Here is a 13,471-nt window from a genome sequence, read left to right on the forward strand (position 1 = left end):
AGTAACGGTAATTTGACATCAAACAACTTTTTTCTTGTTAATTTTAATTATTTTTACAAAACACATTTCAAAATTTAAATCGAATAACTATAAAAAAATAATGCTATTAACAGTAATTATTCGCATGGGTTTTGCTTAAGAAATGAAAAAGTAATAACACTTTAAATTATTAATATATCATGATTAAAATAAAAATTGCAGTTTTATGTTTTTCATTTCTAATACCTTTAGGAAGTAGCATTATGGCTCAATCCTCAATCGATTATAAAAAAGTCAAATCGCTTTCCAATGCTGATAAGCATCGATTGGAAATTATTTTTAAAGACATTCATCAAAATCCAGAATTAGCTTTTATGGAAGTACGAACCGCTACTATTGTTGCCAAAGAATTAAAAAATCTAGGCTATGAAGTAACCACCGGAATTGGAAAAACGGGGGTAGTAGCCATTCTCAAAAACGGTGAAGGTCCAATCGTTATGTATCGTGCCGATATGGATTGCAATGCCGTAAAAGAAACCACAGGATTGCCTTACGCCAGCACAAAAACAACCAAAAACGCAGACGGAATTGAAGTTCCACTAGCGCATCTTTGCGGTCACGATCTGCACGTAACCTGGATGTTGGGTGTTGCAAAATTAATGGTAACTCTAAAAAAAGAGTGGAAAGGAACTCTAATCATGATTGGTCAACCCTCTGAAGAACCAGGAGGTGGAGCCGATGCTATGGCTGCCGAAATGTACACAAAAGGTGTTCCTGTTCCGGATTATTTATTAGGAATGCACACCGCCCCCGTGGCAGTGGGCTATTATTTAAACGCTTATGGAGATAGAATGGCAGGTGCTGACCAGCTTGATGTAACTTTCAACGGAATTGGCGGCCACGGTTCAACTCCAAATGTTGCCAAAGACCCAATTGTTATGGCTGCCAATGCTATTTTGCAATATCAAACGATTATCAGTCGCAATTTAGACCCTCAAAAAGCGGCTGTAGTTACTGTTGGAGCTATAAATGCAGGAGTTGATAATAATGTAATTCCATCTTCGGCAACCTTGAAACTTAATTTAAGATGGTTCAATCAAGAAGATAGAAATTTGATGATTAACGGAATTAAAAGAATAAATGAAGGTATTGCTTATGCCAATAATTTACCTAAAGAATTGTATCCAACGATCAATATGAAACAATTTGTAATACCGTTAAAGAATGACAAAGGAATGGTTGAAAAACTAAACCCAATACTCGAAAAATTAGTAGAGCCGGGGAAAAACATTCAAGGAATGCCTGCTACGATGGGTTCGGAAGATTTTCAGCACTTGATAAAAGACCAGCCTAAAGCCGTTTATGATTATATTTTGGTGGGAATTGCCAATCCAGAAATAACAGCAAAAGCAAATAAAGAAGGTAAAATGTTTCCTTTTTACAATCATAACGGAGATTTTCAAGTGGATTTAACTGCTATTCCGTTTGGTGTTGCAATGGGAACTACGGCTTTGTTAGGTACGTTTAACTAAAATTAATTATGAAAAAATCAATTGTTACATTTGTATTACTCACTTTAGTAAGTTGCAAAAAAGAAGTAGCTAATCCTGCCGATGCCATTTATTTTGGTGGAGAAATCTTAACTATGGAAGGCGACAAAGCTAATTATGCCGAAGCTGTAGTCATCAAAGACGGAAAAATCCTCTTTGTTGGTTCAAAATCCGAAGCCGAGAAATTTCACGGAGACAAAACCGAAATGAAAGATTTGGAAGGCAAAACTATGATGCCAGGGTTTATAGATCCGCATTTGCATCCTATTTTGGGTTCGGTCATATTAAACACCAAATTCGCATCGCCATTTGATTGGAATTTTCCTTGGGGAAAAGTAGCTGCCATTCGTGGTCATAAACCTTTTATGAATAAAGTTGTTGAGTATGACAAAGCCTTGAAAGATCCTTCGGAACAATTAATCGTTTGGGGATATATGGAACCTTTTCACGGCAGTATGTCGCGTACAGAATTAGATTCTATTTCAATAACTCGACCTATTGTCGTTTGGCAATATTCGGCTCACGAAATGTTTTTTAATACCGCTGCTCTTAAGAAATTTAAAATCACAGAAGCCGAAACCAAAGGAAACAGTCAAATTGATCACAAAAGAGGACGATTTGTAGAAGCAGGATTCTTCTCGGTAGCATTACCCAAATTAGCTCCTTATTTAATGGGCGAAAAAGTAATGAAGGAAGCCATGGAGAAGTTTAGTTCGGTGGTTCATCTTGGCGGAATTACAACGGTTGGCGATATGGCATTGGGTTCTTCTGGAAGTATGGAAACCGATTTGAAAATGACAGCAACTATTTTAGACAATCCCAACACACCATTTCGAATTCAATATACACCTGACTTAAATACGCTAGGGGTTATAAACGGTGATGGAGAAAAAACGCTGGCAATTGTAAAAGAATTAGAACAAAAAAAATCGCCACGCATGGTTGTTGGACATAGCATCAAATTATTTTCTGACGGAGCATTTTTTGGTCAAGCTTTTCAAGTCGAAGCACCAGGATATAACGATGGGCATCAAGGAGAATGGATTATGCAACCCGAACGTTTGCATAAAACCATGCGTTTTTGGTGGAATGCAGGCTATACGATTCATATTCATTGTAATGGAAGCGGTGGTTTGACAGCTATTTTAGATGAATTGGAAATCTTGCAAAAAGAAAATCCAAAGAAAGATCATCGTTTGACTATCGAGCATTTTGGAGAATCATCTGTTGCCCAAGCCAAAAGAATTGCAGATTTAGGAGCTGTCGTATCGGCAAATCCTTATTATTTATTTTCTATGGGCGATAAATTCTCAGGCGATAAAATTCTAGGTAAAAAAAGAGGTTCCGAGTTGGTACGACTGGGGTCGTTACTCAAAAATAAAGTGCCTTTTGCATTGCACACGGATTTTACTATGGCACCATTACAACCGCTGCTTTTGGCTTGGGTTGCCGCCAATAGAGTAACTGCCGATGGCAATTTATTAGCACCAGAAGAAAGAGTTCCTGTCTATAATGCTTTGCAGGGGATAACTTCTAATGCAGCTTTTGTTTTGCGTATGGATGATATAACAGGAAGTATTGAGGCAGGTAAAAAAGCTGATTTTGTAATTTTACAAGAAAACCCATTGAAAATTGAGCCTATAAAACTAAAAGATATTAAAATTTTGGAAACGGTTTTTGAAGGAAAATCATTTCCAGTAAAATAAAATTAAAATTATGAAAAAAGCGATTGTTGTATTTACATTATTAGCTTTAGTAAGCTGTAAAGAAGAAGTTGCCAATCCCGCAGATGCCATTTATTTTGGTGGAGATATTATTACAATGGAAGGCAATGAGGCACAATATGTAGAGGCTGTTGCTGTAAAAGACGGAAAAATACTTTTTGTGGGTTCAAAATCTGAAGCCGAGAAATTTCAAGCTAATTCGACCGAAATGAAAGACTTGGAAGGTAAAACATTATTGCCAGGATTTATAGATCCGCACAGTCATTTTATGAGTTCACTAGCGATGGGATCACAGGCAAATTGTCAGCCAGCTCCAGCAGGAGAAGGAAATAGCGTTGCAGGAATCGTCAAAGCATTACAAAAGATTAAAGAAGACAAGAATATTCCCGATGGAGAGACTATTATTGGATATGGATATGATGATAATGCTATGCCGAATGACGTGTTATTAAATCGAGATGATTTAGACAAAGCATTTCCTAATAATCCTGTTATCGTTATACATGTATCGATGCACGGCGTTGTTTTGAATTCAAAAGCAATGAAAAATTTCAATATTAATTCGGAAACACAAACGGTCGAAGGCGGAATTATTGTTAGAAAACCAGGTACCAATGAGCCTTATGGCTTAATAATGGAAATGTCGTACTTACCTATTTTTGCTGCCATGCCTAAACCTTCTGTTGAAACACAATTGGGTCAATTAAAAGAAGGGCAAATGTTGTACGCAGCTGCAGGAGTAACTACCGCACAAGAAGGTGCAACACATCTGGGAGAAGTAATGACTTTGGAGCGTGGAGCCAAAGAAAACAAATTGTTTATAGATGTAATTTCGTATCCCTTGTTTACCGAAATGGATTCTTTGTTTAAAATTCATCCTCCGAAAGACTTTGGAAAATACAACAATCATTTAAAGTTAGGCGGAATCAAAATTACAGTTGACGGTTCGCCGCAAGGAAGAACAGCATTTTTTACAACTCCTTATTTGACCGATGGTCCTGGAGGAGAGAAAAACTGGCGAGGAGAACCTTCTTTTAATCAAGATAAAGCCAATCAATTGTTAAAACGGATTTATGATGCTGGTTTACAATCTACTTTTCACGCCAATGGAGATGCGGCTATTGATATGTGTATAAAAGCCCACCAATTTGCATCGGCAGGAAATCCAACGAAGGACAGAAGAACTACCATTATTCACGCACAATTTATTCGCAAAGATCAGTTAAACAAATTTTTTGATTATAAATTGATTCCGTCTTTTTATACCGAGCATACTTATTTCTTTGCCGATACCCATATCAAACTTCGTGGATTGGAACAAACTTCATTTATAAGTCCAATGAAAACAGCAATTACCAAAAGATTGCGACCAACCAACCACACCGATTTTAATGTAGTGCCTATTGACCAAATGTTTGTGGTTTGGTCTGCCGTAAATCGTATTTCCAGAAACGGAGTTGTAGTAGGCGCTTCCGAAAGAATTACACCATACCAAGCATTACAAGCCATAACTACGAATGTTGCCTATCAATATTTTGAAGAAAACAGCAAAGGTTCTTTGAAAGTTGGAAAACTAGCTGATTTAGTTATTTTGGATCAAAACCCACTAAAAGTTGAGGCAATGAAAATAAAAGATATTAAAGTTATGGAAACTTTTAAAGAAGGGAAATCTATTTTTAAAAAATAAATATGAAAAAATATCTTTCGATTTTTAGAAATACTTTTGTGGTTTAGCCAATAGTGAGAAACCAAATTAGAATTTTCATAGATGGAAATTTAATTTTAAATAAACATTAATTTTAAACAAATATTTCTCGATAAGCACATTTATTTAAGTGATTACTAAACCCAAATAACTCATTTTCAACATTTTAAAACACCAATTCCGATCCATTGTAATTGACGGTACTAATCAAATCACAGGAAGCATTTGAGTTGTGTACTGCTTTTGTAACAGACAGTTCAAAAAATCTTAAACATTAATTATATAACCACAGGCTACTACCTTAATCGGTGGTAGCTTACTAAAAATAATTATTATGGAAAATTGGTGTATCAATACGGTTGTACTCGATGATAAGCCTAAAGCAATCTAAATGATACAACAGCTATTCAAAACAGTGGAAGAAAAAGAAAGTTTTTTTAATATTTTAAAAAAAAATTAAAAAACAAATTCCAAAGTTGTATAAAAAGTTCTTTGGTCAGACGGAATGATTCCAGGACCTGGATAACCAGTAGCTCTTCTTGTAAAATAACTGTTGTTTGTAAAATTGGTAATTCCAGCTTCCAATTTAAATTTTCTCCATTTGTAAGAGGTTGAAATATCGGCTACATAGTAGGACGGGATTTGCCCAAAAATTCCATAAGTATTATCATTTACATCGGTTTTACTGTTGTTGGCATCTGTAAATTGAGAGGATACATACGTAAATTGTAGGCTAGACATAAAGTTTTTATACCCGATACCTGTTCCTGACTTGATGTTGTAAAGCGGTACAAATTCTACCTTATTCCCTTCAATATTTGGCGCCTCCGATTTTAGGTATTCTGAATCTGTAAGCGCAACATTCGAGAATACATTCCAAACAAAGGCTTCATTTTCTTCAAAAAATGTTTTGCTTACACTCCAATCCAACATCGCTTCAAAACCATAGGTTATTGCCGTTCCTATATTCGCTCGATAGCGAACAATTGCTGCAGAACCATTGGGGTTGGTAGTTTCATATTCGCCTATTTTGTCATTGTAATATAAAGCGTACGCACTAGCATCAAACGTTACTTTATTGTTTATTTGTCCTCGAATTCCAATATCGGAGGTAAATCCTTTTTCGTCTGTAATATTGGGATCAATCACTTGGCTTGGAGAGACGGTTCTAATATCATTGAAAGTTACAGAACGATAATTTTGTGATAGATTACCGTAATATTCAATTTGGCTTTGTGGTTTGTAGCTAAGTCCAACTCCCAATAAAACAATGTTTCTGTCTTTGATAATGTCTTCAAATATGGTTTGATCAAGAATCACGTTTCCAGCTAAATCTAAATTTATTTTGCGGTACGAACCTACAGCTTGAGTTTTTATTTTTTCGAATCTAAAACCAGGTGTTACTGAAAAATGAGGCGTTATTCTGAAGATGTTTTCTCCAAAAACGGCAAAATTCAAATTCGGAAAAGTATAATCCGATTGATTGGCATAAAAAGGAAATTTCTTGGTAGCTAAATTAAAATTCGCATCACTACCCGAACTCCCAGGACCTTGTATCCCTGTGTTTCTAGATTTGTAATATTTGGCTCCAATCAAGAATGCACTCGTGTTATCGTTGATTTTATATTGTTTTAAATAGCGTGCTTCGGCACCCCAATTGACAAAATCGCCTATAATTAAATCTCGTACAGTTCCTTCGATGTCTGGATTTGAAACCCGATTCGAGCGGAAACCTATCGCCTTACGACTCGCATCCAAACCAAATAATTGCAAGGAAAAATCGGCATTATCCTCAAATTTATGTTTGAAACGCAACGCAAATAAATTCCAGTTTACGGCAAACCAGTTTCGGGATCTATTGCTTTGGGTTGGGTCGTCAAGAAACATTTTATCAGTTAGTCCCCCAGCTTGTTGCGCAAGATAATCAAAATAGGTGTAATCAAAATGCAAAGACGTTTTGGGAGTGAATTGGTAGTTTAAATTGGCAAAATAATTGTTGCTTTTAAATTCAGAATTGGGTCTGAAACCATCTCCTTTCTTAAAATTATAAAAAGTATAATAACTGAATTTTCCGTTGGTTCCGCCCAATGAACTGAAATTGGTGTATAAATTATAAGACCCAAGAGTGTTTCTAGTAACAAACTCTATTGGTTTTGTACTTGGAGTTTTGGTTTTAAAATTGACCAATCCACCAAATTGCGTTCCATATTGCAACGAAGCCGCACCACGTACCACTTGAATTTCGGCTAATGCTTCGGTTGGCGTGGCATAGTAACTTTCGGGGTAACCCAAAACATCGGCACTGATATCATATCCATTTTGGCGGGTGTTGAAATTAGAAGTTCTATTGGGATTTAATCCTCGGCCACCAATGCTCAATTGTAAACCTCCGTCTGAACTTTCATTAATGGTTAGCCCCACAACTTGCGCAAATATCTGACGGGCATTATTGGTGGCTTTGTTCGCCGTTAATTTATTTATCGAAATGACCTCAGTTTTTTTACCTGCATAAATAGCCGTTTCGTCTATGTCTTTTAATTTGCTTATCGCAAAAACCTTATCTCTTTGTTTATTGATTACCACTTCGGATAAGTTGGTTATTCGAGGTAAAACGACTGTTGTGTTTGTTTCTGAAGCTGGGATTGTTTGCTCCAGCAGAGAGTAATTTTCTTTGTAAAACACCAATTCCGTATTGCCAGTTGTACTTCTTTCAATCTCAAATTCGCCATTTTTGTTTGAAACCGTTTTTCTTTCAGTGTTTTTATTGTAAACGGATACTAACGAAATAGTTTCGCCTGAATCGGTTTTGATAACCCCAGAAATTTTGTTTTGGGAGAATCCATTTAGAAAAAAAAGTATTAGAAACAGGGTGCTAAAGTCCTTTAATTTCATCGTTAAATGGTAATATCCAGTTTTTGTGTTGGAAAGATTCATATTCTTTGGAGAGATTTATTTTTGGGTCAATGTAGGGTTTACTCAGTCGTCCGTTGATGGCAACGTAGCTTTCTACTCGAACTTCGGGATTTGTGAAACCTAGTTCTTGGTAATAATTGTGCAAATAATGGGCGTATTCCAGAATGAAATCAGGTTGAAAAGCCATTTGTTTTTCCTGAAAAGTGGTCAAGAAATTACGGTTGTTAACCATTATTGTTTCTTTGGTCTTGGCATCGGTAATTGTAAATTGGGTATAACCTGCTTTTTCCATCAACATGACACGCCACGAAAATCGAAATCCTTCTTCTGTCCAAAACAGTTCATCTTTGTACAATAAATATCGGAAGGGGAATGCAATTTGAAATACTAAGAAACAAGTTATTACAACTAATTTTATTTTGTATATAGCATTAAAGTTCTGTTTTTTTTCTTTCCAATTTTCAAAGAAATTGATATTAAAATGGAGGGATTTTGCAATATAATCCAATACTTTTTTATGAAAAGAACTTTCGAAAAACAATAAAGAACAAACGATCATTACATACGGAAAAACGCCAATCGGGAAGAGGATTTTGGTCAAGATATGAAAAACGACTACCAGTACAAATGCGAAGGTTCTTGTTCTTTTGTAAAGCAGTAAAAAAGGAATAGTCAGATCGTAAATCATCCCTGTCCAACTAAAAGCGAAATGCACCCAGTTGGCATTCAATAAAGTTCCAATTATAGGTAAATTTGAATTGTTTGGCAACCAAATTTTGAGCGGCATCGCTTTGAATAGCCAATCCGAATTGAGTTTGGCAAGTCCTGCGTAAAAATAAACGATTCCCAATAAAAGTTTTAGAATATCAACCGTCCAGCGGGGAATTTTTTGGAAAGCTTTTTTTTGATTTCGATATGCATCTACCGAAAAATAGACGTTTGCAGGTAGAAATATCAAAATAAAACTCAAAACAGTAATAAAATAATAGTGATTCAAATACGTGGTTTTATCCATAAATTCGATATAGGTAAAACTCAGGAAAAAGGTAATAATAGCTAATTTGTATTGATAGCCAATAGCAACAAACAAGGCGGCTATTCCCGCAATAAAGAACAACAAATAGGTATAATTCCCAAGTGGTTTTATCCACTCAAAACCATAATAAGTAAAATGAAATTGGGGTTGGATATAAAATTGCTCAATCCAGCCATAACTCACAAACCGAATGAGACTAAAAAGCATCGTAAAACCAAACGCTAGCCTAAAAAAAGCTAGCGTCGAGGCCTGTGAATAGGAATTCATATATTTTGATAGGCTAAATTTCATGATTAATCACCATCGCCATCTACATAATCAATTGTAATATTTAAGGCTTGCATCATGTCTAACTTGGTGTAAATTACATTTTGTTGCAAAGTACTGTAAGCGGCAATCATTTTAGAATTATCAGTATTTATTTGCTCCGAAAAATTGTTGCTTAACGCATTATTAGAAACTGTAATCGCTGCAAATTGTGCATTGATGATGTCACTTAGTTTTTTAGTATCTCTAATGACATTCAAGAAATCCAAATACGATTTTAAGCTTGCTCCTGTTGTAGCACTATTAAAATGTTTTCCGTTAAAAAAATCTTGTTGGGACTGTAAAGCTATCGTCAACAACTCTTTCGAAACGTCTTTTTTGTAGAAAGCCTCTACTTTTTCTGGATATTTCACACCAGCAGAAAACTGTCCAGCAGGAATTCCTATTTTGCCAGTACGAATATCCTTTTCAAGATTTTTCACAAAAGCATTGGTGGTTTTGTTTACGGCGCTTGTTACACCCGTTCCGTTATTGGCGATATAACTCGCTCTGTATCCCGAATTCCAATCGGTTACAACTGCATCTGCGTTTGCTTTTAACTTTGCAGTAACATCGGTTAGGTATTTTTTGTAATTCGTCGCATTAGCATTCGAACTGTAAAAAGTGACAATCGTTGCATCTGTTGTCCCTAAACCGTTTAGCAAATAATCCAATCCTGGAAAACCTTGTCGGCTAAATTGTGAAAACAAAGCTAAATTATAAACACCACTGGAAATATTAGTCTCAATTCCAGTAGCATCAGTTGGGTAAGTATTGGCAGCCATATTGAGATTGATTTCTTCGGATTTGCCAAAATGATACATCGAAATATATTGGTACGCTTTATAACTTTCTAGCCAAGAGGTTCGCAACGCTTTCAAATTACTTTCGGTAGGTGCTCCCGCAAAAGTGTTTGCACTTGTTGTCAATGACTGTAACTTACTTTGATAATTGGTATAACTGGGAATGATGATGTTATCTGCCCAATTGGTCAAAAGCGCAGTACGATCAAAACTATTGCTGTTTGTAGGGTTGTCTCCACCATTAGAGGAACAAGCTACTAAGGCAAAAACAAAAATTAGTGCTATTTTCTTCATTATCTTGATATTCGTTTGTTTTTTTTTGTCATATTTGATGATGATTTTTTGTATTCCTTTGTGTTTCTCCATTATAATGGTTATTTCTGATAATCATCTGTTGGTGTTAATTTCTCAGAATTATATTTAATGTGAATACAGGATTGGTTTTTCAGACACTAATCTTTATGAAATATAACATAATTAATACCAAACCCAAATATAATAAACTTTTTTATCGTTATCCTCATCTTATGTAAGGAGTGATTGTAAGCATATTGTAGTTACATTTGGATTTGGTATTATTATTATTTAATATGTAAATATTTTTTTTGTAGTTCACACGTGTTTCTATTTTAAACAGGCTGTTAAATAATATTTTATCTATTTTCAAGTTTAACATAGTTGTTTTTAAATTCAACCATTTGTGTATCTGTAAACCCATAAATTGCTTGTAAACTATTGCGAATTTGTAATAATTTGGCAATTTCAACTTGATTATCAATTAATTTGTAACTAGCTGTGTTATTCATTTTAGTTAAAGCATCATCCAATTGAGCATCAGTGATTTTCTTTTTAGTGAATCCTTTAAATCCTTTTAAGAAACCAACACATTCGCCATAAGAGTGCATAGCAGCTGCTTTTGATGCATCAGTTGCAGGTGCAGTAGTCAATCTGGCTTCAACATCAAATAAGTAATTTATTACTGTTCCAGCATTGATTTGCTCCCATTTTATTAATATTTCTGCAATGGCAGCATCTCTATCGGCATTGTATTTCTCACCAGCTTTTATTGCGGCTTGAGCTTTGATAAATGCTGCACGCACTTCGGTATAAAGTCCTCCTGTTCCCTTAGTTCGTCTTGCCCCATAATTTGCCATTAAAATATCTGGTTGTGGATTTTCTGGTTTAACCGTTGGTGTATTCGGGAAAGTTGGATTTGCTCCATACAAGGCCAATGCTTTGTCTAAATTAACTAATGTTGGATTTGCTAAAACCTCAATCGCTTTGTTATAAAAAACACCTCCAAATGAACCTTTATCAATAATTTGTTCTAATTCTAAACCTGTTTCATCAAATAAATATCCTCCAGCTACTCCGCCATTAATATTTTCGGTTGGTGTTTTTCCAAACTGATAGGTTTTACCTTTGCTTGCTTTTTCGATTTCTGCGAATAACATCAAAAACTCTGTTCGTAGGGCTACAGTAGTATTTTTGCTGACACTGTTCGTGCCTGCTTCAAACAATTCCTTCAATTTTGATTCCGTTACAGTAGTTCCTGCTACACGCCCCTTCTTTACTTCATTAATAAAGGCAGCAAAATTTGTTCTTAATTCATACTCCCCAACAACATTGACTGTGTATGATGTAGCATCGTATGCAGTTGGAATTACTAATGGAGGAGTTGACTGTTCGTCTTTTGTACAAGAAGTAAATCCTACTGCCAGAATTGGCAATACGTAAAGTGCAATTTTTTTAAAGTTCATGGTCTTTTATGTTAATATTAATATTTTTTTTTGCAAAGGTATTTTACATAAGCGTATAAAACAAGAGTTTATTTAGAATAATTAAATATAAATTAAACTGATGTACTTGACTTATCTAATTGTAGGGACAATTTGCCAATGTGTTTATAGCTCAAACCTTTTCTGTAAGCGAGGTTGATCCAAAAGCAAAACCGCATCAATAATAGCGACTTTGATTATTTGGAATTTTTAATCTAATGTGACAATTAAGAGGTCAAATGTTAATTATTATTTAAATTAAATCTAAATAATACTTGATTTGTAGTAAAAAACGAATAGTTTTATGTTATTTTTAATTATTCTAAATAAAATGGCTAAATTTTTAAAAAGACTTTTTCTTGTAAGTTTTGCTTTGTTTTTATGCCCCTCCGCGGGTGTTTCTACCGACAAAGATGATTTATCGATTGTTAAAAAAGCCAAAGAGAACAACAAATACATTGCGGTTTATTTTTCGGGATCGGATTGGTGTGCGATTTGCCACGTTTTCAAAAATGAGTTTGTAGAGCAAAAAGAGGTTGCCCCAATTTTGAACGCTGATTTTGTGTATTACAATGCCAATTTTCCGCAGCGCAAAAAACTAGCCAAAGACATTACTGCAACTAATGATGCTCTAGCCGAAAAACTAAATCCAAACGGAATTTTTCCTCTTTTGGCAATTGCATTAATATGCCCGAATATTAACAAACCTGCAAATTCCGGTTATATTGATCACCCCATTCCGTTTTAAAGTGAGCACCTGATTTCAGTTCAAAATGACCACTTAGTTCCGGAGCAAAATGACCACCTCCGTTTTAATTAAAAACTATATTTTTTCATCTGTTAATTAGCATTCAAATATTATAAAATATCACTCTTTGTTTATTCCTCTTTTCTTTCTCATGGATTCGCCATGTAATTCAAGCCTGTGAGATTGGTGTATCAGTCTGTCTAATATTGCATCGGCTATCGTTTTTTCTCCAATTATATCATACCAGCCCTGAACTGGGATTTGTGATGTCACGATTATAGAGCCGTTATTACGCCTGTCCTCTATGATCTCCAAAAGAGTAATTCGGTTATGGCTGTCAAGTGCCTGGAGTCCAAAATCATCAAGTATTATAACATCCTGTCTTTGTATTTTGGTAAGTTCCCGCAGATAAGTACCATCTACTTTAGCCATTTTTAGTCTAGCAAACAATTTTGAGGTATTAAAATAACTTACTTTAAAACCCTGTATACAGGCTTGATAACCTAATGCGGTACCTAAATAACTTTTACCAACTCCGGTACTTCCAGTGATTAAGATATTTTCGTTTTTCTCTATAAATTCGCATTCTGCCAGACGCAGTACCATGTTTCGGTCCAGATTACGTGATACATCAAAATTGATGCTTTCAATATTTGATTTGTAATGGAATTTGGCATTAGTGATACTTCGTTCAATACGACGATTGTACCTTTCATCCCATTCTGCATCAATAATCATTGATACAAACTGGTCAAGGGTATAATGATCTGTTTTTCCGCTTTCAATGGTTGTTTTAAAAGCATTAAACATGCCATAAAGCTTCATTTGTTTCATTTTGGTTACTGTGGATTCATTCATTTTTTCAAGATTTAATTTAGTTATAATAGTGTTTTCCTCTTATGTTACTGTGATCGGGAAGTTCCTGCTCA

At 35.0% G+C, this 13,471-nt stretch carries 9 protein-coding genes; 4 read left to right on the forward strand and 5 right to left on the reverse strand.

The annotated features are described in order from the left end of the window. The first annotated feature begins 179 nt into the window (after positions 1 to 179). From FLA105534_RS02935 to FLA105534_RS02945, 3 genes are read left to right on the forward strand one after another with little or no spacing between them, the layout of a single operon-like run. A complete protein-coding gene (locus FLA105534_RS02935) occupies positions 180 to 1,511 on the forward strand; it encodes an amidohydrolase (RefSeq protein ID WP_173964557.1) in 1,332 nt (443 codons plus the stop codon). 8 nt (positions 1,512 to 1,519) lie between these two features. Further along, positions 1,520 to 3,235, forward strand: coding sequence for an amidohydrolase (locus FLA105534_RS02940; RefSeq protein WP_173964558.1), 1,716 nt, complete (start codon positions 1,520 to 1,522; stop codon positions 3,233 to 3,235). A gap of 10 nt (positions 3,236 to 3,245) precedes the next feature. Then, on the forward strand, positions 3,246 to 4,940 hold the full coding sequence (locus FLA105534_RS02945; RefSeq protein WP_217427682.1) for an amidohydrolase: 1,695 nt from the start codon (positions 3,246 to 3,248) through the stop codon (positions 4,938 to 4,940). Between the two features lie 474 nt (positions 4,941 to 5,414). On the opposite strand, the gene FLA105534_RS02950 is transcribed toward FLA105534_RS02945, so the two are convergent. The 4 genes from FLA105534_RS02950 to FLA105534_RS02965 all read right to left on the reverse strand — a co-directional run bounded on the left by FLA105534_RS02950 (position 5,415) and on the right by FLA105534_RS02965 (position 11,776). Further along, on the reverse strand, positions 5,415 to 7,850 hold the full coding sequence (locus FLA105534_RS02950; RefSeq protein ID WP_173964559.1) for a TonB-dependent receptor domain-containing protein: 2,436 nt from the start codon (positions 7,848 to 7,850) through the stop codon (positions 5,415 to 5,417). Next, entirely contained in the window at positions 7,831 to 9,198 is a 1,368-nt protein-coding gene (locus tag FLA105534_RS02955; protein ID WP_173964560.1) for an HTTM domain-containing protein, read from the reverse strand. The genes FLA105534_RS02950 and FLA105534_RS02955 overlap by 20 nt, the downstream gene beginning before the upstream one ends. Positions 9,199 to 9,200: 2 nt before the next feature. After that, positions 9,201 to 10,382: an imelysin family protein gene (locus tag FLA105534_RS02960; RefSeq protein WP_246253160.1), complete on the reverse strand. Its 1,182-nt coding sequence runs from the start codon at positions 10,380 to 10,382 to the stop codon at positions 9,201 to 9,203. Positions 10,383 to 10,669: 287 nt separating this feature from the next. Further along, positions 10,670 to 11,776 (reverse strand): hypothetical protein, encoded by a 1,107-nt coding sequence (locus tag FLA105534_RS02965; RefSeq protein WP_173964561.1) that lies wholly within the window; start codon positions 11,774 to 11,776, stop codon positions 10,670 to 10,672. Positions 11,777 to 12,125: 349 nt separating this feature from the next. Between FLA105534_RS02965 and FLA105534_RS02970 the strand changes: the two genes are divergently transcribed. Then, a complete protein-coding gene (locus FLA105534_RS02970; RefSeq protein ID WP_173964562.1) occupies positions 12,126 to 12,542 on the forward strand; it encodes a thioredoxin family protein in 417 nt (138 codons plus the stop codon). A gap of 120 nt (positions 12,543 to 12,662) precedes the next feature. On the opposite strand, the gene istB is transcribed toward FLA105534_RS02970, so the two are convergent. Then, positions 12,663 to 13,400: an IS21-like element helper ATPase IstB gene (istB, locus tag FLA105534_RS02975; protein ID WP_173964563.1), complete on the reverse strand. Its 738-nt coding sequence runs from the start codon at positions 13,398 to 13,400 to the stop codon at positions 12,663 to 12,665. Positions 13,401 to 13,471: the final 71 nt, after the last annotated feature.

Origin of the sequence: Flavobacterium collinsii (assembly GCF_902804485.1) — a bacterium.
Taxonomy (GTDB): domain Bacteria; phylum Bacteroidota; class Bacteroidia; order Flavobacteriales; family Flavobacteriaceae; genus Flavobacterium; species Flavobacterium collinsii.

Bases quoted from the DNA above. Each gene is read 5' to 3' on its own strand.
- FLA105534_RS02935 (WP_173964557.1), top strand. From the start codon at position 180: ATGATTAAAATAAAAATTGCAGTTTTATGTTTTTCATTTCTAATACCT.
- FLA105534_RS02940 (WP_173964558.1), top strand. From the start codon at position 1,520: ATGAAAAAATCAATTGTTACATTTGTATTACTCACTTTAGTAAGTTGC.
- FLA105534_RS02945 (WP_217427682.1), top strand. From the start codon at position 3,246: ATGAAAAAAGCGATTGTTGTATTTACATTATTAGCTTTAGTAAGCTGT.
- FLA105534_RS02950 (WP_173964559.1), bottom strand. From the start codon at position 7,850: ATGAAATTAAAGGACTTTAGCACCCTGTTTCTAATACTTTTTTTTCTA.
- FLA105534_RS02955 (WP_173964560.1), bottom strand. From the start codon at position 9,198: ATGAAATTTAGCCTATCAAAATATATGAATTCCTATTCACAGGCCTCG.
- FLA105534_RS02960 (WP_246253160.1), bottom strand. From the start codon at position 10,382: ATGGAGAAACACAAAGGAATACAAAAAATCATCATCAAATATGACAAA.
- FLA105534_RS02965 (WP_173964561.1), bottom strand. From the start codon at position 11,776: ATGAACTTTAAAAAAATTGCACTTTACGTATTGCCAATTCTGGCAGTA.
- FLA105534_RS02970 (WP_173964562.1), top strand. From the start codon at position 12,126: ATGGCTAAATTTTTAAAAAGACTTTTTCTTGTAAGTTTTGCTTTGTTT.
- istB (WP_173964563.1), bottom strand. From the start codon at position 13,400: ATGAATGAATCCACAGTAACCAAAATGAAACAAATGAAGCTTTATGGC.